This window comes from Pseudomonas extremaustralis, assembly GCF_900102035.1.
In the GTDB taxonomy this organism is placed as follows: domain Bacteria; phylum Pseudomonadota; class Gammaproteobacteria; order Pseudomonadales; family Pseudomonadaceae; genus Aquipseudomonas; species Aquipseudomonas extremaustralis.
Window position 1 is genome coordinate 813532 of the sequence record NZ_LT629689.1, and the last position, 26173, is coordinate 839704.

Below are 26173 nucleotides of genomic sequence, written 5' to 3' on the forward strand. Positions count from 1 at the left end.
TCAACCCCCGTTGCCGTCGGCCGGACCGATCAACAGGTGATCGCCTTCGTGCAGGCCGTCGAGCACCTCGACCCGCAGGCGATCACTGAGGCCCAGGCGTACCTCGCGCGCTTCGATGCTGCCGTTCGCTGCGACCACGCGGGCGATCTGCCGGTCGCTGCCCGAGACGCCCTGCAATGCGGCGACCGGCACGGTCAGCACGTCCTTGGCCGCGCCGGCGACAAAGAACACTTGGGTGGTCATTTCGGCCATCAGCGCGTTGTCGCTGTTGTCCACGTCCAGCAGCACGGTGTAGAGCACCACGCGGCCGCTGCCGCTCTTGTTGGAACTGTTGGGGCTGCCGCTGCCCTGGGTTTCAATCAGGGGCTTGGGCGGGATCGGCAGGATTTGCCGCACGGTGCTGGTCCAGCGCCGGTTGCCGCCGCTCAGGGTGGTGAAGTAGGCGGTCATGCCCGGCTTGACGTGGCCGATGTCGGCCTCGGAGACTTCGGCCCACACGGTCATCGGCGACAACTTGGCGATGCGCAGGATCAGCGGGGTCTGCTGCTGGGCGTTGAGGGTCTGGCCGACGCGCGCATCCACCGCGACCACGGTGCCGCTCATCGGCGCATAGATGCGGGTGTAGCCCAGTTCGGCTTCGTCGCTGCGCAGGCTGGCCTGGGCCTGAAGGATTTGCGCCTGGAACATGTCCACCCGCGCCTGGGTCGCGCTCAGTTCGGCCTTGGCGGTCTGCACGTCTTCTTCGCGGGTGGCGTTGCCGGCCGCCAGGCGTTGCTGGCGCTGATATTTCTGGCGCGCCAGTTGGTGCTGGGCTTTTTGTTCCTGCAACTGGGCCTTGAGGTTTTCGATGGCGTAGCGGCTGGCGTCGAGCTTGGCCTTTTGCGTGGACGGGTCGATCTCCACCAGCAATTGGCCTTCCTGGACCGGGTCGCCGGCTTCGACGTGGATCTGGCGGATCTGCCCGGAGGCTTGGGCGCCCACATCCACATAGCGCCGTGGTTGCAGGGTGCCCAGGGCGGTGACGCTGCTTTCGATCGTGCCGCGACTGACGGTCACGGTGGTCAGGTTGTCGCGCCCTGTCGGCAGCACCTGCCAGGTGGCGACGGCGATGAGGGGGATCATGCAGGCGATAACGAGCAAGGCGCGTCGGGCGGGGCGAGGGCGTTTCATGCTTAGGTTCCAGCCAGGAAGTTCGGAGCGCAGTTGCGCGGAGCTGACAGGTAAACGAGGGAATTGCCCCGGAATTTAGACAGTTACACAGGCGGATACAGGCCCCATGAAGAAAAAAACGCCCGTTGATGCAAGTCTTGATTAAAACTAGATGAGAATTACTATAAATTGCGTCTACCCAAACTGCCATCACCCGTTGTAGGAGCGAGCTTGTTCGCGAGAATCGCCAACGATAACGCGGGCAGTCTGGGGGAACGCGGCGTCTGTGGGATCTTCGCGAGCAAGCTCGCTCCTGCAGAGGCTGTGTTTTTTTCGCACTCAGGGATTTAATACCGCGCCCCCGGCGGTTGGGAGTCATGTTGGAAAACTACTATCGCGAGCTGGTGTGTTTCCTCAACGCCAAGCTGAGCAACCGTCAGGTGGCCGAGGATGTGGTGCATGACGCTTATGTCCGGGTGCTGGAACGTTCCAGCGACACCCCCATCGAACAACCTCGCGCGTTCTTGTACCGCACCGCGCTGAACCTGGTGATCGACGGCCATCGGCGCAACGCCTTGCGCCAGGTCGAGCCCCTGGACGTGCTGGACAGCGAAGAACGCTTCGCCGCCAGCACGCCCCACACCTCCCACGACCACAGCCTGCGCCTGGAACTGCTCGAACGCGCCCTGGCCGAGCTGCCGGCGGTATGCCGCGACAGCTTCCTGCTGCGCAAGCTCGACGGCCTGACCCATGTGCAAATCGCCGAACGCCTGGGGATTTCCCGCTCCCTGGTGGAAAAACACATCGTCAATGCCATGAAGCACTGCCGGGTGCGGATGCGCGAGTGGGACGCGCACTGATCGCTGACCGGTTAAATTTTATTTCACTGTCCTCGTTTCCTATCAACACATGACCTGTTGTGCAGGTCTCGAAGGTATTCCCGCCCCATCGCCAAGGGGCTTATCCAGAGGACACTGGAATGACACAGGCAATTGCTTCGCCCGCGGTTCACGACCTGATCGGTATCGGTTTCGGCCCTTCGAACCTGGCGCTGGCCATCGCCCTGCAGGAGCGCGAAAAGACGCAGGGCAAACTGGACGTGCTGTTTCTCGACAAACAGGCCGATTACCGTTGGCACGGCAATACCCTGGTGACCATGAGCGAACTGCAGATTTCTTTCCTCAAGGACCTGGTGACCCTGCGCAACCCCACCAGCCCTTACTCCTTCGTCAACTACCTCAAGGCCCACGACCGCCTGGTGGATTTCATCAACCTGGGCACCTTCTACCCGTGCCGCATGGAGTTCAACGACTACCTGCGCTGGGTCGCAGGGCAGTTCCAGGCCCAGGCTCGCTACGGCGAGGAAGTGCTGGCCATCGAGCCGATCCTGCACCAGCAGCAGGTCGAGGCGCTGCGCGTGATCTCCCGCGATGCGCTGGGTGAGCAGCATGTGCGCACCACCCGTTCGGTGGTGGTCAGCGCCGGTGGCACGCCGAAGATTCCCGACGAGTTCAAGGCGCTCAAGGGCGACAGCCGGGTGTTCCACCATTCCCACTACCTCGAGCGCATGGCCACCCAGCCGTGCGTGGACGGCAAGGCGATGCGCATCGCGATCATCGGCGGTGGCCAGAGCGCGGCCGAGGCCTTTATCGACCTGAACGACAGTTTCCCTTCGGTGCAGGTCGATATGATCCTGCGCGGTTCGGCGCTCAAGCCTGCCGATGACAGCCCGTTCGTCAATGAAGTGTTCTCGCCGGCCTTTACCGACCTGGTGTTCCAGCAGGTCGGTGCCGAGCGCGAGCGCCTGGTGGCGGAGTACCAGAACACCAACTATTCGGTGGTGGACCTGGATTTGATCGAGCGTATCTACGGGATTTTCTACCGCCAGAAAGTCTCCGGCGTCGCCCGTCAGGCGTTCCGCACCATGACCGTGGTCGAAAAGGCCAGCGCCGGCCCGTTGGGTATCGAACTGGTCCTGCGTCACAACGCCAGCGGGGAAACCAGCGTCAATCATTACGACGCGGTGATCCTCGCCACCGGCTACGAGCGCCAGACGCACCGCGAGCTGCTGGCACCGTTGGACGCTTATATGGGCGACTTCGAGGTCAGCCGCGATTACCGCATCGTCACCGATGAACGCTGCAAGGCCGGCATCTACATCCAGGGCTTCAGCCAGGCCAGCCACGGGTTGAGCGACACCTTGCTGTCGGTGCTGCCGATTCGGGCGGATGAGATTGCGGCGTCGCTGTTCGAGCATGATCGCCACCGTGGCCAGGGCCGCTCCGTGCAAGACCTGCTCCTGGCCACCGCCAGCTGACCCCACCCCCTTGTAGGAGCGAGCTTGCTCGCGAAGATCGCCAACGATAACGCGGGCATTCGGGATGAACGCGGCGTTTGTGGGATCTTCGCGAGCAAGCTCGCTCCTACAGGGGGTGGGGGGTGGCGGTAATCGGGGGGACTGGTACTGTACAAAAAACCAGTATCGGTAGCCCCCCCATGCAGTTGATCGAAAAACTCAGCATCCTCGCCGATGCCGCCAAGTACGACGCCTCCTGCGCCAGCAGCGGCGCGCCCAAGCGCAGTTCGGAGGGCAAGGCGGGGCTGGGGTCCACCGATGGCATGGGCATCTGCCACAGCTACACACCCGATGGCCGCTGCGTCTCGCTGCTCAAGGTGCTGCTCACCAATTTCTGTCTCTACGACTGCCAATACTGCGTCAACCGCCGTTCCAGCGACGTGCCCCGTGCCCGCTTCAGCCCGGAGGAGGTGGTTACCCTGACCCTGGATTTCTACCGGCGCAATTGCGTCAGCGGGCTGTTTCTCAGCTCCGGCATCATTCGCTCGGCCGACTACACCATGGAACAACTGGTGCGCGTCGCCAAGCTGCTGCGCGAAGAGCATGACTTTCGCGGCTACATCCACCTCAAGACCATCCCCGATGCCGACCCTGCGCTGATTGCCGAGGCCGGGCGCTACGCCGACCGCCTCAGTGTGAACATCGAGCTGCCCACCGACGCCAGCCTGCAGACCCTGGCACCGGAGAAGCACATCGGCTCGATCAAGCAGGCCATGCAGACCATCTACACCGGCGAGCAGACGGTGCTCAACGAACCCCGCGCGCCGCGCTTCGCCCCGGCCGGTCAGAGCACGCAGATGATCGTCGGCGCCGACGACACCGACGACAGCACCATCCTCCACGGCGCCGAGGCGTTGTATGGCAACTTCAAGCTGCGCCGGGTCTATTACTCGGCGTTCAGCCCCATCCCCAACAGCCCGAAAAGCGTACCCCTGGCCGCGCCACCGCTGATGCGCGAGCACCGTTTGTACCAGGCCGACTTCCTGTTGCGCAGCTATGGCTTCAGGGCCAACGAACTGTTCGAAGGCCCTGGCCACCTGGCCCTGGACATCGACCCCAAGCTGGCGTGGGCGCTGGAGCATCGCGAGGTGTTCCCCCTGGACCTGAACCGCGCCGAACCGACCCTGATCGCACGCATCCCCGGCATCGGCCTGCGCACCACCCAGCGCCTGGTGGACCTGCGCCGCGAACGCAAGATCCGCTTCGAAGACCTGGCGCGCATGCGCTGTGTGCTGGCCAAGGCCAAGCCGTTCTTCATCACCAGCGACTACCACCCGCAACAGGCGGAAAGCACCAGCGTGCTGCTGCGCGAACAATTGCGCGACCGCCCGCAGCCGCAGCAGATGGGGTTGTGGGGATGATCAGCCTGGAATGCGACAACCTGTTCGGCACCTGGCGCGACCAGGCGCGCTGGTTGCTCAGCCATCAGATCGACCCCAGCCAGGTGAGCTGGGGCGACGCCGAGGTGGCGGACCTGTTTGCCACCGACGAACCCATCCCGCCGGGACTCGGCCCGTTCCAGGCGCGCATTCCCAAGGCATTGCTGGAGTTGCTGGAATCGGCCGCCTGTTACCACGGCGACCAGCGCTGGAGCCTGTTGTATGAAGTGTTGTGGCGGGTCAGCCATGGTGACCGCACGGCGATGCTGGCGGGGGACAAGCTGGGCAGCGAGCTGCAGCGGCGGATCAAGCAGGTCAACCGCGAGGCCCATCATCTGCATGCGTTTGTGCGCTTTATCGCCTTGCCGGCAGAGGCCGGGCCGGCGTTGCCGGAATACGTGGCCTGGCATGAGCCGGCCCACGACATTCTCAAGAGCGCCAGCCAGCACTTTATCGGGCGCATGGGGCGGCATCGCTGGATGATCGCTACGCCGCTGGATGGGGTGTATTACGACGGTGAACAGTTGATTCATCAACGCCAATGCCCCGAGGCGTGGCGACAGCTGGCGCAAACGGTCGAAGACCCCCACAGCGCCATGTGGCTGACCTACTACAGTCACATCTTCAACCCGGCGCGGTTGAACCCCAAGGTGATGGAGGGGCACTTGCCCAGCCGGTTCTGGAAGAATCTGCCGGAGGGCAAGTTGATCCCTGGGTTGATCAGCGAGGCACGCACGGGCAAGCAGCGGGATGGGCAGGCCAGGCTGATTGCTGCAAAACCGGGCAAGCGCATCAACACCCTTACGTAGGAACCGGTAAGCCGGCGCCTACGGTGGGTGTTTCAGGCCAGTTCGGTCGCGGTGTTCTTGACCACTGCGAGTTCGGGATGGGCCACCAACTTGTCGATGTGTAATTCGTCGTTGTTCAACCAGGTCTCCGTCAGCACCCGGTAGTGCTCCATGTCGCGGCAACGCATGCGCAGGCTGTAGTCGAACGGCCCGCTGATCAGCTGGCATTCGAACACCTGGGGGCAGGCCTTGACGCAGGCTTCGAAGGCCTTTTGCGCCGAGCGCCCGCTTTGGTTGGACAAGGCCACCAGCACCAGCAATGACAAGCCCGGCGAGACCATCTGCACATCGATGATCGCCCCATACCCCCGGATCACTCCGCGGCGCTCCAGCTTGCGCACCCGCTCCAGGCAGGGCCTGGGGGTGAGGTGCACCAGCGACGAGAGCTTTTCATAGGTGATACGTCCCTGGTGGCGCAGCACGTCGATGATCGCTTCGTCGATGCGGTCCAGCGCAGGGGCGGTATGGGGTCCGTTGGCCTTGGTATCCATGGGTTTCACTTCAAACGATTGGAAAGAAATTGCTGCAAGCGCTCGCTGCCGGGGTGATCGAGGATCTGCGCACTGCCTTGTTCCTCGACCCGGCCCTGGTGCAGGAACAGCACTTGGCTGGACACCTGGCGGGCAAAGCCCATCTCGTGGGTGACCATCAGCATGGTACGGCCTTCCTCGGCCAACGTCTGTATGACTTTGAGGACTTCTCCTACAAGCTCCGGGTCGAGCGCGGAGGTCGGTTCGTCGAACAGAATGATCTCTGGCTCCATCGCCAATGCCCGTGCAATGGCCACGCGCTGTTGTTGGCCGCCGGACAGAAACGCCGGGTACTGATCCGCTACGCGGCCCGGCAGGCCGACTTTGTCCAGGTACAGCCGCGCGCGTTTTTCCGCTTCGGCTGCGCTCACGCCCAGCACCCGGCGCGGCGCCATGGTGATGTTTTCCAGCACGGTCATGTGGCTCCAGAGGTTGAAGTGCTGGAACACCATGGCCAGGCGCGTGCGCAGGTTCTGCAATTGCTCCTGGTGGGGCGCGCGGGTGCCGGCGGGGCCCTGGCGCATTTCGATGCTGATGCCGTCGAGGGTGATGACCCCGGCGTCCGGTTGTTCGAGAAAATTGATGCACCGCAACAGGGTGCTTTTGCCCGAGCCGCTGGCGCCGATCAGGCTGATCACATCGCCGTTGCGTGCGTTGAGGGACACGCCCTTGAGCACTTCGTGTTCGCCGTAGCGTTTGTGGATGCCTTCGACTTGAAGCTTGACCGCCGTCGTTGCGGTTTGGGTAACGGGTTCATCCACAGGATAAGTGGCCAGGGCCTGCGCGGACTGATTCATGGGTTAGCCTCGGGTCGGAACAAGAAAACGCATCCAGCGACGTTCGGCCAGTCGAAACAGGCCCACCAGTGCAAAGGACAGCAGCATGTAGAGCAGCGCGGCGATGCCGAAAGCCTGGAACGTCAGGAACGTCTCGGCATTGGCATCGCGGGCCACTTTGAGGATGTCGGCGACGGTGGCGGTAAACGCCAGTGAGGTCGCGTGCAACATCAGGATCATTTCGTTGCTGTAGGCCGGCAACGCCCGGCGCAGCGCGGCGGGCACCACCACAAACAGGTTGAGCCGCCAGCCGTGCAGGCCATAGGCGCATGCCGCTTCGATTTCGCCATGGGGAATATTGCGGATCGCTCCGGCGAAGATTTCCACGGTGTAGGCGCAGGTGTTGAGCACGAAGGCCAGCAGCGTGCAGTTGAGGGCATTGCGGAAAAACTGGTTGAGCAGGGCGTTGTCCTGCACCACTTCCAGGCTGTAGAGCCCGGTGTAGCAAATCAGCAATTGGATATACAGCGGCGTGCCGCGAAACAGGTAGGTGTAGGCCTCCACCGGCCAGCGCAGCCAGACGTGTTCCGAGACGCGGGCGATCGCCAGGGGGATCGACAGGAAAAATCCGAACAGCACCGAGAGGATGAATAACCACAGGGTCATCGCCACGCCGGACAACCCCGCGCCGTCGCTGAACAGATAGGCCAGGCCGTATTGCTGGAACAGTTCGATCATCGCGCCATCCCCTTGATGCCGAGGTTGTAGCGCCGTTCGAGGCGCTTGAAGATGCGGTTGGACAGGGTGGTGATCAGCAGGTAAACCAGCCCCGCGAGGATCAGGAAATACAACGGCTCATTGGTGGTCTTGCCGGCGTTTTGCGCGGCCTTGACCAGGTCCGACAGGCCGATGATCGACACCAGCGCCGTGGACTTGAGCAACACCAGCCAGTTATTGCCCAGGCCCGGCAGGGCAAAGCGCATCAGTTGCGGGAACAGCACCAGGCGAAAACGCTGCCAGCGGCTCAGGCCATAGGCGGTGGCGGCTTCCAACTGGCCCGCCGGCACGCTGAGGATCGCGCCGCGGAAGTTCTCGGTGAAATACGCGCCGTAGATAAACCCCAGGGTGACGACCCCGGCGGTAAACGGGTCGATTTCAAAGTAATCCCAGCCGAACACTTCGCTCAGGTCGTTCAGCCACAGTTGCAGGCTGTAGAACATCAGCAGGATCAGCACCAGGTCCGGCACGCTGCGGATCAGTGTGGTGTAGAGCGTGGCCGGCACTCGCAGCCATTTGGCGCTGGAGAGTTTGGCGGCAGCGGCGATCAGGCCCAGGGAGAGGCTCAGGGCCAGGGCGAGGAGCGCCAGTTTGAGCGTCATCCAGGCGCCCTGGGCGAGCATCGGGCCGTAGCCCTGCAGGTTGAGGAATTCGTTCATGGGGGAGATCTCTAAAGGGCGCAGACATACCCCTGTGGGAGAGGGCTTGTGGAGGAGGTGGCTTCTCTCACAGGGTCGGTGTTGGCTTACTCGTGGTAGATGTCCTGATCGCCGAAGTATTTCTTCTGGATCTGCCCATAGGTGCCATCGGCCTGGACGGCGGCGATGCCCTTGTTGATCAGCGCGCGCAAGTCCTGGTCGTTCTTGCGCAGGCCCATGGCGATGTCCAGGGGCAGGGTCGGGTCCTTGAAGGCCGGGCCGGTCTTGAAGTCGGCGCCTTCGGGCTTGGACAGGAAGTTGAGCTGGGCTTCGAGCTTGTCGGTCAGGGTGGCGTCGAGGCGACCGTTTTGCAGGTCGGCGTAGTTCTGTTCCTGGGACTGGTACGCCTTGATCTGGGCGCCCAGCTTGGCCAGGTGCGCGCGGGCATAGGCTTCTTGCAGCGAACCTTGCAGCACGCCGACCTGTTTGCCTTTGAGCGATTCCGGGGTGTCGCCGAAGTCGGCGCTTTGGCGGGTGATCACCGACGTGGGGCTGAGGAACAGGCGGTCGCTGAAGTCGATGACTTTCTCGCGTGCCGGGGTCACGGCCATGGACGACATGATGGCGTCGAACTTGCGTGCGCGCAGGGCCGGGATCATGCCGTCGAACTCGTTGTGCACCCAGGTGCATTTGACTTCGAGCTTGGCGCAGATGGCGTTGCCCAATTCGATATCGAAGCCTTGCAGGCTGCCGTCGGCCGCCACGGACTCGAAGGGCGGGTATTCGGGGAATACGCCGAAACGGATTTCTTTCCAGTCTTGGGCGTGGGCGGCGCTGGCGCACAGTGGCAACAGCAGTGCAGCGAAAAGTGATCGCAATGGCGTCATGGTGTGGTCCCTATATTTTGTAATTGATGTCAGGGCAGTAAAAAGGGGTGCGGCTTGCATTCATTCGGTGACTCTTCGGTCGGGCTCAGAATGCTTCAAGGTGGTGCGTTTTTTGTGTCGTTTAGCCCGCGCTCAAAGCGCGAATTGCGCTGTAAAAAAGAGCAATGCAGCGGAATCGGCTGCCGCACCCGCTGAATCGGCTTTTCATCCGCCGGAATCCGGCCTGCCCCGGGCGCAAAGCGGCAGGCCAGAGCGGTCTCAGGCGCGCTTTTTCTGCTGCGCGCGCGGTGGTTGGGCCAGGCGGGCGAACAGGTCTTTAGGGTCGGCGAGGTCCGGTACCAGTTCCAGTTCGCTGCCCACGTCCAGGGCTTTGGCCACGTCCAGCACGTAGCGCAGGGCCGAGTAGTCTTCGATGGCAAAACCCACCGAGTCGAACAGGGTGACCTGGCGTGCGTTCTCGCGGCCGGGGCGCTGGCCGTTGATCACTTGCCACAGCTCGGTCACCGGCGAGTCTGGCGGCATGTGCTGGATTTCGCCTTCGATGCGGCTTTGCGGTTCGTACTCGACGATTACCCGCGCACGCTCGACGATGCGGCGGTCCAGCTCGGTCTTGCCTGGGCAGTCGCCGCCCACGGCGTTGAGGTGCATGCCGGGCTCGATCATGTCGTCGCTGAGGATGGTGGCGTAGGCTTTGTCGGCGGTGACGGTGGTGACGATGTCCGCGCCTTTGACCGCTTCGGCCACGCTGCCGGCGAGGATCACTTTGATTGCCGGAAACGCCTTGAGGTTGGCCGCCAGCTTGGCGGTGGCCTTGGCGTCGATGTCGAACAGGCGGATCTCATTGATGCCCAGCATGGCGTGGAAGGCCAGGGCCTGGAATTCACTCTGGGAACCGTTGCCGATCAACGCCATGCTGCGGCTGTTGTTGCGGGCCAGGTAGCGCGCGACCAGCGCTGAAGTGGCGGCGGTGCGGATCGCGGTGGTCAGGGTCATTTCCGCCAGCAGCACCGGTTTGCCGGTGTCCACATCGCCCAGGGCACCGAAGGCCATCACGGTGAGCATGCCGGCCAGGGTGTTTTTCGGGTGGCCGTTGACGTACTTGAACGCATACAGCGAAGCATCGGAAACCGGCATCAACTCGATCACGCCATCCGGCGAATGGTTGGCCAGGCGCGGGCATTTTTCAAAGTCCTGCCAGCGCAGGTAGTCGGCGCGGATGTACTCGGCCATTTCGGTGATGCAGGTTTGCAGGCCTTTCTGCGAGACCAGGTAGCTGAGGTCGTTGACGTCGATGTAGCGGGTCATGGCAAGACTCCTTATTGAAATGAGGCGCGGGCCGGCAGATGCACTTCGGCCAGCATGCAGCGGGCACTGCCGCCGCCGATGCGTTCGATGTTGTCGATGTTCACCACCACCGGCCGCGTGTGGCGTTCCACATGCCGGCGCTGGGCGGGGGGCAGGGCGGCCCAGGCGCTGGCGGACATCACCAGCAGCGGCTGGCCGTCGCGGTCGTGGACTTCGAGCATGTTGCCGGCGAAGGCTTCGAGCTGGTCGAAGTCGAGGGCGAGGATGTCCTTGCCGGTGTCGCGCAGGGAACGCTCCAGCGCGCGGCGCTCGTCGGCGTCCGGCAGGGCTTGCAGGCACACCACCGCGAGGTCGCGGCCGACGCTCATCATCACGTTGCTGTGGTAGATCGGCGCGTGCTGGCGGTCGACGGCGTGGAACACGCACAGCCGGTAGTCGAGGCGTTCGGCGAACTGGCGCAGGGCGTCCTGGTGGGTGCGCCCGGAATGGCAGGCGTAGCTGATGCGGTGCTGGCGGTCGAGCACCATGCTGCCGGTGCCTTCGAGGAAGATGTTCTGTTGTTCGAGATGGCTGAGGTCAATGGTGTCTTTGATTGCAAAACGCTGTTCGAGGACTTGCAGCACGCCCTTGTTGCGTTCCAATCGTCGGTTCTGGCCTTCCATCGGGTACAGCACCAGGCTGCCGTCGGCGTGGCTGCTCCACCAGTTATTGGGAAAGATCGAGTCCGGCGTGTGGGGCGCCGGGGTGTCCTGCACCACCAGCACTTCCACGCCATGCCGGCGCAGGGTGTCGACATAGCCGTCGAACTCTTCCAGCGCTTTGTGCTGTGCGCTGAGCGGGTCGAGGGGCGGGCGTTGGAAACGGTTGTTGATCGCGGTGTCCGGGTTGAAGGCAAAGCGCGCCGGGCGAATCATCAGGACGGTGTTGGTGGTTTGCATGGGGGCACGAATCCATGGGGTTGAGCAGTGGGGATATTGTGTGCGGGAGGGCGGGTGAATCCCGGCTGAAACGGGTGGGGGCATCAGCCGGGAAAGCTGAAAAGCGCGGTGTGGCAGCCGAATCGGCTGTTGGGGCGTCAGTCACATGACAGACCGCTATCGCTGGCGAGCCAGCTCCTCCATTAGTATGGGGCGCTCGTGAGGTACGTTTTAGCAGGGAGTCTTTATGTCTACCGCCGTTCGTCTCGCCGAGGCAGCCGATGCCGAGGCGATCAGCCAGCTGATCCTGGCCGCCTTGCACAGCAGCAATGCACGGGATTACCCGGCGGATGTGATTGCGCGGGTGGCGGGCAATTTCACCCCTGATGCGGTGCGGGAGCTGCTCAAGCGTCGCAGGGTGCTGGTGGCGGTGCAGGACGAGGCGATCGTCGCCACCGCCTCCCTGGATGGCAACGTGGTGCGTTCGGTGTTCGTCGACCCGGCGCTGCAAGGCCAGGGCATCGGTCGGTTGCTGATGATCGAAATCGAATTGCGCGCCCGTGAGGCCGGGGTGACGGTGTTGAGCGTGCCGTCCTCGCTGACCGCCGAGCCGTTCTATACCAAGCTGGGTTTTCACACCGTGCGCAATGTCTACCATGGCAACGAACGCACAGTGGTGATGGAGAAAGCGTTGTCGTCGCGCCACCCCATCGGGCCATACCGTGACCGCCTGCACCGGGCGCAGGTGGTGGCGTTATGGCAGGAAGCGTTTGGCTATGACAGCGCCCACAACCTGCCGAGCCTGGCGATCGATAAGAAACTGGCGGTCAATGACGGGCTGTTCTTCGTGGCGACGGATAAGAAAGTCGTGATCGGCACCCTGCTGGCGGGGTACGACGGGCATCGCGGTTGGTTGTATTCGGTGGCGGTGCGCGCTGACTATCGCCGGCAAGGGCTGGGGGCGTCGCTGGTGCGGCACGCGGAGCAGGCGTTGACTGCCTTGGGGTGCATGAAGATCAACCTGCAGATCACCGGCGGCAATGAGGCAGTGGTGGGGTTCTACGAGGCGTTGGGGTACGGGGTGGAGCCGAGGATCAGCATGGGCAAGAAGATTGCCGACAATATCCCCAATGGCGCTTGAAGACACGGGGGACCAAATGTGGGAGGGGGCTTGCTCCCGATAGCGCAGTGTCAGTCACCGGCAATATTGACTGAGCCACTGCTATCGGGAACAAGCCCCTCCCACAGGGTTTTGCGGTGTGGCGGGGTTAGACCTTGACGATCCAGCCTTCTGGCGCTTCGACGTCACCGGTCTGTACGCCGGTCAGCTCTTTGTAGAGCTTCTGGGTGATCGGGCCGACTTCGGTCTCGCTGTAGAACACATGCAGCTTGCCGTTGTACTGGATGCCGCCGATTGGCGAGATCACCGCAGCGGTGCCGCAGGCGCCGGCTTCCTTGAACTCGTCCAGTTTGTCGATGAACACTTCGCCCTCGACCACTTCCAGGCCCAGGCGGGTCTTGGCCAATTCGATCAGCGACAGGCGGGTGATGCCTGGCAGCACCGACGGCGAGCGCGGGGTGACGAATTTGTTGTCGTGGGTGATGCCAAAGAAGTTGGCCGAGCCGACTTCTTCGATTTTCGAGTGGGTCATCGGGTCCAGGTAGATCGCGTCGGCGAACCCGGATTTCTTCGCTTCGGAGCCTGGCATCAGGCTGGCAGCGTAGTTGCCGCCGACTTTCGCGGCACCGGTGCCCTGTGGCGCGGCGCGGTCGAAGGTGGAGATCTGGAAGTTGTGCGGCACCAGGCCGCCTTTGAAGTAGGCGCCGACCGGGATGCAGAACACCGAGAAGATGAATTCCGGCGCGGTGCGCACGCCGATGTTGTCACCGGTGCCGATCACGAACGGACGCAGGTACAGCGCGCCGCCACTGCCGTACGGCGGGATGAACCGCTCGTTGGCCTTGACCACTTGTCGGCAGGCGTCGATGAACACGTCGGTCGGTACATGGGGCATCAGCAGGCGGGCGCAGCTGCGTTGCATGCGGGCGGCGTTCTGGTCCGGGCGGAACAGGTTGATCGAACCGTCCTTGCAACGGTAGGCCTTGAGGCCTTCGAAGCATTGCTGGCCATAGTGCAGGGCGGTAGAGCCCTCGCTGATGTGCAGCAGGTTGTCTTCGGTCAGGGTGCCAGGTTGCCACTCGCCGTTTTTAAAGGTCTGGATATAGCGCTTGTCGGTCTTGATGTAGTCAAAACCCAGCTTGTCCCAATTGATGCTTTCGTTACCCATGACACCCTCTATCTCTGGTCAAGTCGGTTTTTTTCTGAATGGGCGCAACAATACTGCATTCGCAGGTCCGTTCGCATCCCCTTGTAGGAGCGAGCTTGCTCGCGAAAACCACAAGGGCGCCGCGTTTGTTCTGGTTTCGTGCGTTATCGTTGACGATTTTCGCGAGCAAGTTCGCTCCTACTAGAGGTGCAGGGCGTGGCCCAAGGCGCGCAGCGCGGCTTCCTGCACGGCTTCGCCCAGGGTCGGGTGGGCGTGGATGGTGCCGGCCACGTCTTCCAGGCGCGCGCCCATTTCCAGGCTCAGGCCAAACGCGGTGGACAGCTCGGACACGCCGACGCCCACGGCCTGCCAGCCGACGATCAGGTGATTGTCCTGCCGCGCCACCACCCGCACAAAGCCGCTTTTCGATTCCAGGGTCATGGCCCGACCGTTGGCCGCGAACGGGAAGCTCGCCACCAGGCAGTCCAGCCCTGCCGCCTTGGCCTCGTCGGGCGTCTTGCCGACCACCACCAGTTCCGGGTCAGTGAAGCACACCGCCGGGATCGCCGCCGGGCTGAATTCGCGGTGCCTACCGCTGATCAGTTCGGCGACCATTTCGCCCTGGGCCATGGCCCGGTGCGCGAGCATCGGTTCGCCGCTCAGGTCGCCGATGGCCCACACATTGCGCATGCTGGTCTGGCAACGGTCGTCGATCTTGATCGCCGCGCCGTTCATGTCCAGGTTCAGCGCCTCCAGGTTCCAGCCCTGGGTATTGGGGGTGCGCCCCACGGCCACCAGCACCTGGTCGGTCTGCAGCGACACAGTGTCGCCATGGGGGTCGCGTACTTGCAGGCGGTTGTCCGCAAACCCGGTGACGCTGTGCTTGAGGTACAGCTTCACCCCTAGTTGCTTGAGGGATTCGTTCACCGGCTGAGTCAGTTCGGCGTCATACGCCGGCAGAATCCGCTCCTGGGCCTCGACCACACTGACCTCGGCGCCGAGCTTGCGGTAGGCAATCCCCAGCTCCAGGCCGATATAGCCGCCACCGACCACCACCAGCCGCTTGGGCACACGGGTCGGCGCCAGGGCTTCGGTGGAGGAGATGATCGGCCCGCCCAGCGGCAGCATCGGCAGGTTGACGCTCTTCGAGCCAGTGGCCAGCAGCAGGTGTTCGCACTGGATGCGCTGGTCGCCGACGTCGACGGTCTTGCCATCCACCACTTTGGCCCAGCCGTGGATCACCTGCACCTTGTGCTTTTTAAGCAACGCAGCGACGCCGGTGGTCAGGCGGTCGACGATGCCGTCCTTCCATTCCACGCTCTTGCGGATGTCCAGGGTCGGCACGTCCACTTCGATCCCCAGGGGCGAACCCTGGCTGTGGTGCACGCTTTGCTGGAATTGCTCGGCCACATGGATCAGGGCCTTGGACGGGATGCAGCCGATATTCAGGCAGGTGCCGCCCAGCGCCTGGCCTTCCACCAGGATGGTGGGGATGCCCAGTTGGCCGGCGCGGATTGCCGCCACGTAACCGCCAGGCCCGCCGCCGATGATCAGCAGGGTGGTATGCAATGTCTGCGTCATGTGCTTACTCCAGGAACAGGCTGGCGGGTTGTTCGAGCAGGCCGCGAATGGCCTGGATGAATTGCGCCGCGTCCATGCCATCGACCACGCGGTGATCGAATGAGCTGGAGAGGTTCATCATCTTGCGGATCACGATCTGGCCCTTGATCACCACTGGCCGTTCGACGATGCGGTTGACGCCGACGATGGCCACTTCCGGCAGGTTCAGCACCGGCGTGCTGACGATGCCGCCCAGCGCCCCGAGGCTGGTCAGGGTGATGGTCGACCCCGACAGCTCCTCGCGGCTGGCCTTGCCCGTGCGCGCGGCCTTGGCCAAGCGCGCGATTTCCTCGGCTGTGCCCCACAGGCTGCGCGCTTCGGCGTGGCGCACTACCGGCACCATCAGGCCCGCGTCGCTCTGGGTGGCGACGCCCACATGCACCGCGCCGAGGCGGGTGATGACCTGGGCTTCATCGTCGTAACGCGCGTTGATCTGCGGGAACTCGCGTAGCGCCACGACCATGGCACGCACGATGAACGGCAGCAGGGTCAGCTTGCCGCGTGTCGCGCCGTGCTTCTCATTGAGGTGCACGCGCAGCTCGTCGAGGGCGCTGACGTCGATCTCTTCCACATAGCTGAAATGCGCGGCGCGCCGGGTGGCGTCCTGCATGCGCTGGGCGATCTTGCGGCGCATGCCGATCACCGGGATTTGTGCTTCGTCGTGGCGTTCGGCGTAGGGGTTGGCTGCGCTGGTTTGTTGCCCCGGACGCTGGAGCAAGTAAGCGTCCAAGTCTTCGTGCAAAATCCGCCCCGCCGGACCGGAGCCCTGCACCAGGCGCAGTTGTATACCTGCATCCAGCGCGTGCTTGCGCACGGCGGGGGAGGCCAGCGGGCGTTCGTCGGCATCCCGGGCCACGGGGGCCTGAGCGGCAACGACCGGTGCGGGCTTGCTCTCGACCGCTGCCGGTGTGGCCTCGACCACCGCAGCAGCCTTCACCGGCGCTACCTCCACGGGCGCGTCCTTGGCATTGCCCGCGCCTTCGACTTCGATGCTGATCAAAATACTGCCCACCGCCATGACCTCGCCCGGCTCGCCGCCGAGGGCAATCACCTTGCCGTGGACCGGCGAGGGAATGTCCACCATCGCCTTATCGGTCATCACGTCCGCCAGCACCTGGTCTTCGACGACCATGTCGCCGACCTTCACATGCCAGGCCGACAGTTCAACTTCCGCGATGCCTTCGCCAATGTCCGGCATCTTGATAACGTGCGTGCCCATTCAGACCTCCATGACCCGTTTCAACGCCGCGCCCACTCGGGACGGCCCTGGGAAATACGCCCATTCCTGCGCGTGCGGGTAGGGGGTGTCCCAACCGGTGACGCGTTCGATCGGCGCTTCCAGGTGGTGGAAGCAATGTTCCTGCACCAGCGCCACCAGCTCGGCGCCAAAGCCGCAGGTGCGGGTGGCTTCGTGCACCACCACGCAGCGGCCGGTCTTTTTCACCGATTTGACGATGGTCTCCAGGTCCAGCGGCCACAGGCTGCGCAGGTCGATGACCTCGGCGTCGATGCCGGTTTCTTCGGCGGCGACTTGCGACACATACACCGTGGTGCCATAGGTCAGCACGGTGACGGCCGAACCCGGACGCACAATGGCGGCCACATCCAGCGGCACGGTGTAGTAACCGTCCGGCACTTGCGCTTGCGGGTGTTTCGACCACGGCGTTACCGGGCGGTCGTGATGGCCGTCGAACGGGCCGTTATACAGGCGCTTGGGTTCGAGGAAGATCACCGGGTCGTCGTTTTCGATCGAGGCGATCAGCAGGCCCTTGGCGTCATACGGGTTGGACGGCATTACCGTGCGCAGGCCGCAGACCTGGGTGAACACCGCTTCGATGCTCTGGCTGTGGGTCTGGCCACCATAAATGCCACCGCCGCAGGGCATGCGCAGGGTCAGCGGCGCGGTGAACTGGCCGGCGGAGCGATAACGCAGGCGCGCGGCTTCGGAGATGATCTGGTCGGTGGCCGGGTAGACGTAGTCGGCGAACTGGATTTCCGCCACCGGGCGCAGGCCATAGGCGCCCATACCAACCGCCACACCGACGATGCCGCTTTCAGAGATCGGCGCGTCGAACACCCGCGAGGTGCCGTACTTGCTCTGCAAACCTTCGGTGCAACGGAACACGCCGCCGAAGTAACCGACGTCCTGGCCGAACACCACCACATCATCATCACGTTCGAGCATCACATCCATGGCCGAGCGCAGGGCCTGGATCATGGTCATGGTGGTGGTGGTCATGGCGGTTTCCAATTCGATGCTGTTGTTGTGATCGTTCATGTCAGATCCCCAACTCTTGACGCTGGCGCTTCAAGTGCTCCGGCATCTCTTTGTAGACGTCTTCGAACATGGTCGCGGCGCTTGGAATCTGGCCGCCGGCGAGGGTGCCGTACTGTTCGGCTTGTTTTTGCGCCGCGATGACCTCGGCTTCCAGCTCGGCACTGACGGCCGCGTGTTCCTCTTCGGACCACTGGCCGATCTTGATCAGGTGCTGCTTGAGGCGCGCAATCGGGTCGCCCAGGGGGAAGTGGCTCCAGTCGTCGGCCGGGCGGTATTTGGACGGATCGTCGGAGGTGGAGTGCGGACCGGCGCGGTAGGTGACCCACTCGATCAGCGTCGGGCCGAGGTTGCGCCGCGCGCGTTCGGCGGCCCAGGCGGAGGCGGCGTATACCGCGATGAAGTCGTTGCCGTCCACGCGCAGGGAGGCGATGCCGCAGCCGACGCCGCGTCCGGCGAAGGTGGTGGCTTCACCGCCAGCGATGGCCTGGAAGGTGGAGATGGCCCACTGGTTGTTGACCACGTTGAGAATCACCGGCGCGCGGTACACGTGGGCGAAGGTGAGGGCGGTGTGGAAGTCCGATTCGGCGGTGGCGCCGTCGCCGATCCAGGCCGAGGCGATCTTGGTATCGCCTTTGATCGCCGAGGCCATGCCCCAGCCCACACCCTGTACGAATTGGGTGGCGAGGTTGCCGGAAATGGTAAAGAAACCGGCGTCTTTCACCGAATACATGATCGGTAACTGGCGGCCCTTGAGCGGGTCGTGCTCGTTGGACAGCAGTTGGCAGATCAGGTCCACCAGCGGCACGTCGCGGGCCATCAGGATGCTTTGCTGGCGGTAGGTGGGAAAGCACATGTCGTCGATGTTCAAGGCCAGGGCCTGGGCGCTGCCAATGGCTTCTTCGCCAAGGCTTTGCATGTAGAACGACATTTTTTTCTGACGCTGGGCGACCACCATGCGGTTGTCGAAGATGCGCGTCTTGAGCATGGCGCGCATGCCGCGGCGCAGGATCTCGACGGGGACGCCTTCAGCCCAGGGGCCGAGGGCCTGGCCCTGGTCGTCGAGCACGCGGATCAGGCCCTTGGCCAGGTCGGCGGTGTCGGCGGGTTCGACGTCGATGCTGGGTTTGCGCACCAGGCCGGCGTCGGTCAGACGCAGGTAGGTAAAGTCGGTCTTGCAGCCTGGGCGGCCCGAGGGTTCGGGAACGTGCAGGCGCAATGGTGCATACGGCTGGTTCATGGCTTTCTACGCTCGATCTTGTGAATTTCTTGTAGTGGGCGCGCTAGCTGACCGTCATCCTCCGGGTAGGAGAAATCTTGTCCTACAAACATCATAGGCGTGGCGAAGAAGAATATTTATCTGTGTTTCATTGCGCCTGGGCTCATTTGCGGATAAAAAAACTGCATAAACACAATAAACAGGTGAATTTGTCTCATGCGCAAACTGGACCGTACCGATATCGGCATTCTCAACGCCCTGCAGGAGAATGCGCGGATCACCAACGCTGACCTCGCCCGCTCGGTCAACCTGTCGCCCACGCCGTGCTTCAACCGGGTCAAGGCCATGGAGGAACTGGGTCTGATCCGCGAGCAGGTCACGCTGCTCGACGCCGACCTGCTGGGGCTGCACGTCAATGTGTTTATCCATGTGAGCCTGGAAAAGCAGAATGAACTGGCGTTGCAGCAGTTCGAAGGGGCGATTTCCGACCGGCCCGAGGTGATGGAGTGCTACCTGATGGCCGGCGATCCGGACTACCTGATCCGCGTGCTGGTGCCGACGATCCAGGCGCTGGAACGTTTCATGATGGACTTTCTGACCAAGGTGCCGGGGGTGGCGAATATCCGCTCGAGTTTTGCGCTCAAGCAAGTGCGCTACAAGACCGCATTGCCACTGCCACCGGGTGGATTGATGGTCTGATATGGCATGTATTAGGACCGACCATTTTGATAGTGAGCTATATAACTAATTCGGCGGCTTTATTATTTCTAATCATCGATAAAAAATTACTCAATACTCACGTATTTTTCACATATGGTTTAACACAGTAACCCCATTGGGTCGTGGAGTTGCGGCCCAGGAACGGGGTTGGCCGCTATGTCCATTAGAGCTTTGAAGTTGAACTTACGTACCACGCTGTGTTTTGGCGTGGTTTGCCTGCTGCTATTGATACAAGGAGCGATGACGCTGATCAAAGTCGACAAAGTCTATTCTTCGACGGTCGATATAGAAACCAACTGGCTCCCCAGTATTCGCCTGGGCGGCGAGATAGATGCAGCTTTTTATAAACTGCGTCTTGATCTGCGTCGGTTTGTCATGGAAATACCCCGTCATGACCCTGCGTCCATCGAAAAGCTCAAGAGCGTGCGCGCAGACGCGCTCGAAATTGCCGAGCGCTATGCGCCGCTAGTGTCGAGCCCCGAGGAACAAGCTAAATACAACGAAGTATTGGGCGGCATAAAGAACTACAGCCAGAAGATGGATGAGTTTCTCGCACAAGCCTCCACCATGTCCGATGAACAGATGTCCACGTACTTGCGTGATGTCAACGGGCCGATTGCCCTTGAGGTACAGCGCGTCATCAGTGAGTTGATCGCATTGAATTCGCGAGGCTCCAGCGAGGCGGTGCAAGTGGCGTCCGACGAATATCATGCGGCACGCTTGTTCACGTGGATATTGATGATTGGCTCATTGCTGGTCGGCATTGTGATCACCCGCCTGTTTACCCGCAGCATCATTAAACCGGTCCATGAGTTGTTGGTATCGACCGGCAAGATTGCCGATGGCGATTTGCGCGTGGACATTGCCGTCAATGGCAATGATGAATTGACCGAATTGCAACGCTCTACCGCCGCCATGCAGATGAGCCTGAAAAGCACCCTGCAGAATATTTCCCATGCGTCCGGGCAATTGGCCTCGGCGGCCGAAGAGATGAGTGCTATCACCCGCGAGTCCAGCGCTGGCATCGAGCGCCAGAGCATGGAGACGGACCAGGCCGCCACGGCGGTCAACGAGATGACCGCGGCGGTGGAAGAGGTGGCCCGTAATGCGATCTCGGCCTCCCAGTCGACGCAAGACTCTCAGCGCTCGGCCAAGATCGGCCAGGAACGCGTGGCTCAAACCATTGCCTCCATCGAGAAGCTCAGCACCACGGTGCAGCAGACCGGTGTGGAAGTCGAAGGCCTGGCCAAGCAGGCCCAGGACATCGCACGGGTGGTGGAGGTGATCCGCTCCATTGCCGAACAGACCAACCTGCTGGCGTTGAACGCCGCCATCGAAGCAGCGCGGGCCGGCGAGCAAGGGCGCGGGTTTGCGGTTGTGGCCGACGAGGTCCGCGCGCTGGCCCATCGGACGCAAACCTCGACCCAGGAAATCGAGCACATGATTGCGAAAATCCAGAGCTGTTCCAGCGAGGCGGTGTCCTCCATGGAGCTCAATCGCAACGATGCGGTGGACTCGTTGAAAATCGCCCATGAGGCCGGTGCGGCCCTGGTCCAGATCACCGAAGCCATCGCGGATATCAACGACAGGAACCTGTTGATCGCCACGGCCTCCGAGGAGCAGGCCCACGTTGCGCGTTCGGTGGACCAGAACCTGATCAGCATTCGCGACTTGTCTGTCCAGAGTTCTTCGGCCGCCAACCAGACTTCGGTTGCCAGCCATGAGTTGTCAACGCTGGCGGTCGATCTCAAGCAGATCGTTGCGAAGTTCTCCGTCAACTGAGTCGCCCCACATCCTCTTGGCCCTGCGGCCTCGACAAAATGTTCAGGCCCGGTCTTACACCCTAAGTGGCGGGCCTGTAACCGGGCCCGTCTTACACCGAATTCGCCGGGCCCCCACTGCGCGCCCAAAGCACCCTCCAATCAGCGCCAAGGCAGCGTAGGCCGTGGCCTGGCCGCTTTCGATAATCGCCTCCGACATCACGTCCCCGCTGCGGAGCGCACTATGCATAACAATAAGAATCTCCCCCTGCGTCTGTTACCTGCTTTTGTCCTCGGTCTCGGTCTGAGCCCGTTCGCCAACGCCGAGATCATGCTGTACGACAAAGACGACACCACGTTTTCCACCGATGGCTACATCAACGCCTTCTACGTCAACAGCAATGTGGACCGTGCCGGCGACCAATACGACCGCCGCCAGGCGCGGGTGAAGATGGGCTTTTTGCCCAACTACCTGGGCTTCAACATGGGCAAGCAGGTCGACGACCTCAAGCTCGGCGCCCGTGCGTCGTTCTGGGTGACCATCAACGACAGCCAGACCAACGGCACCGATACTGCCATCGATGTGCGCCAGTTCTACGGCACCGTGGCCAACCCGGAATGGGGCGAAGTGCTGATCGGTAAGGACTTCGGCCTGTTCGCCCGCTCCAACATCCTGCTCGATGAACTGTTGGCCGGTTACGGCCAGGTCAGCGACAGCCTTGGCCTGGTGGATGGCGGCGGGGTGTCGTTCGGCAATATCGGCAGCGGTTATCCGTACCCGTTCCCGACCTCGCAGATCACCTACCGCACCCCGGTGATGGACGGCCTGCGCGTCGCCGTGGGCATCCTCGACCCGGTGGACACCAACAACAGCAGCCCCCAGGGCAAGGCCTATCAGAAGAACCCGCGCACCGAGAGCGAGATCACCTACCAGTTCGAACTGGGCGGGGCGAAGATCTACAGCTGGCTCAACGGCAGCTACCAGACTTCGGACAACACCGACTCCAACGTCGACAGCGTCACCTCCAAGGGCGTGGGCTACGGCGTGCAGGCGAAAATGGGCGGCTTGTCCCTGACCGGTTCGGGCTTCCAGGCCAAGGGCATCAACCCGTTCTTCACCAACAACGCCGGCGAAGCCACCCTGCGCAATGTCGACAGCAACGGCTACTTGCTGCAAGGCTCCTACAAGCTGGACAAGAACCGCCTGGCGTTGTCCTACGGCAAGACCAAGGACGACGGCAACGGCGTGGTGGGCAGCGGCGCGGATTACGACACCCGTGGGATTGCGCTGTTTCACGACGTCAACGCCAACCTGACGCTGGTGGCCGAGTACAACCAGTTCCGGATCAAGGGGCATGACACCAGCGCGCAAAACGAAGACACCAACACCTTCGCCGTCGGCGCCGTCCTCACCTGGTAGCACGTTGAAATGCAACCCCACTGTGGGAGGGGGCTTGCTCCCGATGAAGGCATGTCAGTCAATGCATCTGCAACTGACCTACCGCTATCGGGAGCCAGCCCCCTCCCACCGTTGTGCTGGGATCGCTTGAAACCTAATCCCATTGAAGCCCCCGACCCAGTACCCAAGTAGCATAGGTCCCGTCCCCCACCCTTCGTACACTCATGCTTCAGAGGGGGAACCAACGATGCACAACAGTGAAGGCGTAGTCAGTGCCATGTCCCAGGCCACCGATCCCGGGCAGGCCGCCGAGGAACTGGCCCGTCAACTGCTGCATCCGTACCTGGGCTTTGTGCTGTTCTTCTGCTCGGCGTCCTACGACCTGGAAGCGCTGGGCCACGCCCTGCAACAGTGCTTCGGCAAGGTACGCGTGGTGGGTTGCACCAGCGCCGGCGAGATCACCCCCCAGGGTTATGGGCGCAATTGCGTGACCGCGATGGGCTTTAACCATGCGCACTTTTCCATTGCCACCGAATTGATCGACCAGGTGGAACACTTCAGCCTGATCGACGCCCAGCAGATGGTCGAACGCCTGGTGGGCGGCTGTCGCAGCAATACCCTGGCGCCGATCAAGGGCAACACCTTCGCCCTGACCTTGCTCGACGGCCTGTCCAGCCGTGAAGAAATGGTGCTCGCTGCCCTCAGCGCGGCCCTGGGCGATATTCCGCATTTCGGCGGATCGGCCGGCGACGACAACTTCCTCACCCATACCCATGTGTACTTCAACGGCGCATTCCACAGCGGCGCGGCGGTGGTGGTGATGGTCAATACCTGGCTGGATTTCGAGGTGTTCACCACCCATCACATCCTGCCGCGCACGGAAAAACTGGTGGTGACCGGTGCCGACAGCCCCTCGCGCCGGGTCTTCGAGCTCAATGCGGAACCGGCCGCCGAGGAATACGCGCGGCATATCGGCGTGCCCGTGGCCGACCTCGACCACCGCATCTTCGCCGCCCACCCGCTGGCGGTGCGTATCCACGACCAGTATTACGTGCGGGCCATCCAGCAGGTGCACGACGACCTGAGCCTGAGTTTCTACTGCGCGGTGGAAAACGGCATCGTGCTCACCGTGATGAAACCGGGGCCGATCCTGCCGAACCTGCAAACCCTGTTCGATGGCCTGCAAACCCGCCTTGGCGACCTGCTGCTGACCATCGGCTGCGACTGCTTCCTGCGGCGCCTGGAACTGGAAGACAGCGATAACCTGGAACCGATCGGCCGTTACCTGCGTGACCAGCGGGTGCTGGGCTTCAATACCTACGGAGAACAGTTCAATGGCATGCACATCAACCAGACCTTTACCGGGGTCGCCATTGCCCGAGGCCGACGTTGACCTGCTGGCCCAGGTTGCCCAACTGCAACAGGACAACCACAAGCTGGCGCGCATCAATGCGGCGTTGATCGAGCGCATCGAATCCGGCATGAGCCAGGGCAACAACCCCTACACCACCTTCCAGCATTCGGTGGTGCTGGCCGAGCAAGTGCGCGAACGCACCGACGCGCTGAACCAGGCGATGGCTGAGCTCAAGGCCAGCAACCACCTGCTGATCAACGCCCAATTGCGCGCCGAAACCCTGCGCGGCGAGCAGGCGGCCGCGCAAAAGGCCCAGGAAAGCGAACGCTGGATCCGCCTGATCACCGACCATGTGCCGGCCCTGATCGGCTACCTGAATGCCGACCTGGTCTACGAGTTCACCAACAAAGTCTACGAAGAATGGTACTGCTGGCCGCGCGGCATGATGCTCGGGCTGAGCCTGCGCGAAGTCCACAGCGAGGAGCATTGCCAGCGCCTGGATGCCTATGTCTCCCGCGCCCTGGCCGGGGAGAGCGTGACCTTCGAGTTCGCCGAAACCAACATCAACAACCAGGAGCGCTACATGCTGCGCTCCTATGTGCCGAACATGTTGGCCAGCGGCGAAGTGGTGGGGATCTTTGTGCTGATCCGCGACATTACCGAACGGCGCCGCACCGCCGAAGCCTTGCACCAGGCCTATCAGCACCTGGAGCAGCGCGTGTCCCAGCGCACCTCGGAACTGACCGCGCTCAATGATCAATTGTTGAAAGAGATCGACGAGCGCCGGCGCATGGAAACCCGTCTGCGCGAAGCCAAGCTGGAGGCCGAGCAGGCCAACCTGTCGAAGACCAAATTCCTCGCGGCCGTCAGCCATGACCTGCTGCAACCGCTCAACGCCGCGCGCCTGTTCACCAGCGCCTTGCTGGAACGCCCCAGCGAAACTCTGGTGCGCAACGTGAGCAACTCCCTGGAAGACGTGGAAAACCTGCTGGGTACCCTGGTGGATATTTCCAAGCTCGATGCCGGCGTGATCAAGGCCGATATCGCGCCGTTCGCCCTCAGTGAACTGCTCGACAACCTGGCGGCGGAATACACCGAACTGGCCCGTAGCGAAGGCTTGGAGTTGCACTTCGTCGGCTGTTCGGCCCTGGTGCGCAGCGATATCCAACTGCTGGCGCGGATCCTGCGCAACCTGTTGAGCAATGCCTTGCGCTACACCTACAAGGGCCGTGTGGTGCTGGGCTGTCGGCGTCAGCATCAGCGTTTGTCGATCCAGGTGTGGGACAGCGGCATGGGCATCGCCGAGGAGCGCCTGGAGGAGATTTTCCAGGAGTTCAAGCGCGGCGATGTGCAGCGTCCCGACCAGGATCGCGGGCTCGGCCTGGGGCTGGCGATCGTGGAGAAAATCGCCGGGATTCTCGGGCACCGCATCAGTGTCAGGTCCTGGCCGGGCAAGGGTTCGATGTTTTCCGTGGAAGTGCCGTTGAGCGCCACCGCACCGACCCCTCTGCCGATACCGACCATGAGCGACGCGATGCTCGAACGCCTGCAAGGCGCGCGGGTGTGGGTGCTGGATAACGACGCGGCGATCTGCGCGGGCATGCGCACTTTGCTTGAAGGCTGGGGGTGCCGGGTGGTGACGGCGTTGTCGGAACAGGACCTGGCACGGCAGGTGGACAACTACCATGCCGAGGCGGATCTGCTGATCGCCGACTACCACCTCGACGACGACCAGAACGGCGTGGACGCCGTGGCCCGCATCAACGCCCGGCGCGGCCAGGCCATCCCGGCGCTGATGATCACCGCCAACTACAGCAATGAGCTCAAGCAGCAGATTCGCGAGTTGGGGCATACCCTGATGCACAAGCCGGTGCGGCCAATGAAACTCAAGACCGCCATGAGCCACCTGCTCGGCCGGCCCTGACGTGTGGGAACCACCTGAAGATCTTAGAGCACCGCCATTCCACTGTGGGAGGGGGCTTGCTCCCGATGGCGGG

23 protein-coding genes are annotated in these 26173 nt (G+C 62.7%); 10 read left to right on the top strand and 13 right to left on the bottom strand.

Annotation, left to right across the window (positions count from 1 at the left end; all coding sequences use genetic code 11):
• Complete coding sequence (locus tag BLR63_RS04120) at positions 1 to 1170, bottom strand: efflux RND transporter periplasmic adaptor subunit (protein WP_010565727.1); 1170 nt, start codon at positions 1168 to 1170, stop codon at positions 1 to 3.
• A gap of 356 nt (positions 1171 to 1526) precedes the next feature.
• On the opposite strand from BLR63_RS04120, the gene BLR63_RS04125 reads away from it, so the two are divergent.
• The 4 genes from BLR63_RS04125 (at position 1527) to BLR63_RS04140 (ending at position 5693) form a co-directional block, all read left to right on the top strand.
• Positions 1527 to 2009, top strand: a complete 483-nt coding sequence (locus BLR63_RS04125) for a sigma-70 family RNA polymerase sigma factor (RefSeq protein ID WP_042947027.1) — start codon at positions 1527 to 1529, stop codon at positions 2007 to 2009.
• A gap of 119 nt (positions 2010 to 2128) precedes the next feature.
• On the top strand, positions 2129 to 3466 hold the full coding sequence (locus BLR63_RS04130; RefSeq protein WP_010565725.1) for a lysine N(6)-hydroxylase/L-ornithine N(5)-oxygenase family protein: 1338 nt from the start codon (positions 2129 to 2131) through the stop codon (positions 3464 to 3466).
• Positions 3467 to 3645: 179 nt separating this feature from the next.
• Positions 3646 to 4866, top strand: coding sequence for a putative DNA modification/repair radical SAM protein (locus BLR63_RS04135; RefSeq protein ID WP_010564832.1), 1221 nt, complete (start codon positions 3646 to 3648; stop codon positions 4864 to 4866).
• Entirely contained in the window at positions 4863 to 5693 is an 831-nt protein-coding gene (locus BLR63_RS04140; protein WP_010564833.1) for a TIGR03915 family putative DNA repair protein, read from the top strand. The genes BLR63_RS04135 and BLR63_RS04140 overlap by 4 nt, the downstream gene beginning before the upstream one ends.
• 32 nt (positions 5694 to 5725) lie before the next feature.
• On the opposite strand, the gene BLR63_RS04145 is transcribed toward BLR63_RS04140, so the two are convergent.
• The 7 genes from BLR63_RS04145 to ctlX all read right to left on the bottom strand — a co-directional run bounded on the left by BLR63_RS04145 (position 5726) and on the right by ctlX (position 11583).
• Positions 5726 to 6223, bottom strand: coding sequence for an Lrp/AsnC family transcriptional regulator (locus BLR63_RS04145; RefSeq protein WP_010564834.1), 498 nt, complete (start codon positions 6221 to 6223; stop codon positions 5726 to 5728).
• 5 nt (positions 6224 to 6228) lie between these two features.
• A complete protein-coding gene (locus tag BLR63_RS04150; protein WP_010564835.1) occupies positions 6229 to 7059 on the bottom strand; it encodes an ABC transporter ATP-binding protein in 831 nt (276 codons plus the stop codon).
• Between the two features lie 3 nt (positions 7060 to 7062).
• Positions 7063 to 7776, bottom strand: coding sequence for an ABC transporter permease (locus BLR63_RS04155; RefSeq protein ID WP_010564836.1), 714 nt, complete (start codon positions 7774 to 7776; stop codon positions 7063 to 7065).
• Positions 7773 to 8474: an ABC transporter permease gene (locus BLR63_RS04160; RefSeq protein ID WP_010564837.1), complete on the bottom strand. Its 702-nt coding sequence runs from the start codon at positions 8472 to 8474 to the stop codon at positions 7773 to 7775. Before BLR63_RS04160 ends, BLR63_RS04155 begins: the two co-directional genes overlap by 4 nt.
• 86 nt (positions 8475 to 8560) lie before the next feature.
• On the bottom strand, positions 8561 to 9340 hold the full coding sequence (locus BLR63_RS04165) for an ABC transporter substrate-binding protein (RefSeq protein ID WP_010564838.1): 780 nt from the start codon (positions 9338 to 9340) through the stop codon (positions 8561 to 8563).
• Positions 9341 to 9598: 258 nt separating this feature from the next.
• On the bottom strand, positions 9599 to 10645 hold the full coding sequence (locus BLR63_RS04170) for an ornithine cyclodeaminase (protein WP_010564839.1): 1047 nt from the start codon (positions 10643 to 10645) through the stop codon (positions 9599 to 9601).
• Between the two features lie 11 nt (positions 10646 to 10656).
• Complete coding sequence (gene ctlX / locus BLR63_RS04175; protein ID WP_010564840.1) at positions 10657 to 11583, bottom strand: citrulline utilization hydrolase CtlX; 927 nt, start codon at positions 11581 to 11583, stop codon at positions 10657 to 10659.
• 226 nt (positions 11584 to 11809) lie between these two features.
• Between ctlX and BLR63_RS04180 the strand changes: the two genes are divergently transcribed.
• Entirely contained in the window at positions 11810 to 12703 is an 894-nt protein-coding gene (locus BLR63_RS04180) for a GNAT family acetyltransferase (RefSeq protein WP_010564841.1), read from the top strand.
• A 127-nt stretch (positions 12704 to 12830) separates the two neighbouring features.
• On the opposite strand, the gene BLR63_RS04185 is transcribed toward BLR63_RS04180, so the two are convergent.
• The 5 genes from BLR63_RS04185 to BLR63_RS04205 form a co-directional block, all read right to left on the bottom strand.
• Entirely contained in the window at positions 12831 to 13850 is a 1020-nt protein-coding gene (locus BLR63_RS04185; RefSeq protein WP_010564842.1) for a branched-chain amino acid aminotransferase, read from the bottom strand.
• A gap of 180 nt (positions 13851 to 14030) precedes the next feature.
• Positions 14031 to 15410: a dihydrolipoyl dehydrogenase gene (gene lpdA / locus BLR63_RS04190; protein WP_010564843.1), complete on the bottom strand. Its 1380-nt coding sequence runs from the start codon at positions 15408 to 15410 to the stop codon at positions 14031 to 14033.
• 4 nt (positions 15411 to 15414) lie between these two features.
• Complete coding sequence (locus BLR63_RS04195) at positions 15415 to 16668, bottom strand: dihydrolipoamide acetyltransferase family protein (protein ID WP_010564844.1); 1254 nt, start codon at positions 16666 to 16668, stop codon at positions 15415 to 15417.
• A complete protein-coding gene (locus tag BLR63_RS04200) occupies positions 16669 to 17727 on the bottom strand; it encodes an alpha-ketoacid dehydrogenase subunit beta (protein WP_010564845.1) in 1059 nt (352 codons plus the stop codon).
• A gap of 1 nt (position 17728) precedes the next feature.
• Positions 17729 to 18964 (bottom strand): 3-methyl-2-oxobutanoate dehydrogenase (2-methylpropanoyl-transferring) subunit alpha, encoded by a 1236-nt coding sequence (locus BLR63_RS04205; RefSeq protein WP_010564846.1) that lies wholly within the window; start codon positions 18962 to 18964, stop codon positions 17729 to 17731.
• Positions 18965 to 19159: 195 nt separating this feature from the next.
• On the opposite strand from BLR63_RS04205, the gene bkdR reads away from it, so the two are divergent.
• From bkdR to BLR63_RS04230, 5 genes are all read left to right on the top strand, one after another.
• A complete protein-coding gene (gene bkdR, locus BLR63_RS04210; RefSeq protein WP_010564847.1) occupies positions 19160 to 19642 on the top strand; it encodes a Bkd operon transcriptional regulator BkdR in 483 nt (160 codons plus the stop codon).
• Positions 19643 to 19903: 261 nt separating this feature from the next.
• The gene (locus BLR63_RS04215; protein WP_010564848.1) at positions 19904 to 21445 is read left to right on the top strand and encodes a HAMP domain-containing methyl-accepting chemotaxis protein; all 1542 of its coding nucleotides are present in this window, start codon (positions 19904 to 19906) and stop codon (positions 21443 to 21445) included.
• Positions 21446 to 21667: 222 nt separating this feature from the next.
• Positions 21668 to 22843, top strand: a complete 1176-nt coding sequence (locus BLR63_RS04220; protein ID WP_010564849.1) for a porin — start codon at positions 21668 to 21670, stop codon at positions 22841 to 22843.
• Positions 22844 to 23069: 226 nt separating this feature from the next.
• On the top strand, positions 23070 to 24215 hold the full coding sequence (nosP, locus tag BLR63_RS04225; RefSeq protein ID WP_010564850.1) for a nitric oxide-sensing protein NosP: 1146 nt from the start codon (positions 23070 to 23072) through the stop codon (positions 24213 to 24215).
• Positions 24157 to 26100: a PAS domain-containing hybrid sensor histidine kinase/response regulator gene (locus tag BLR63_RS04230; protein WP_050901328.1), complete on the top strand. Its 1944-nt coding sequence runs from the start codon at positions 24157 to 24159 to the stop codon at positions 26098 to 26100. The genes nosP and BLR63_RS04230 overlap by 59 nt, the downstream gene beginning before the upstream one ends.
• Positions 26101 to 26173 lie beyond the last annotated feature (73 nt).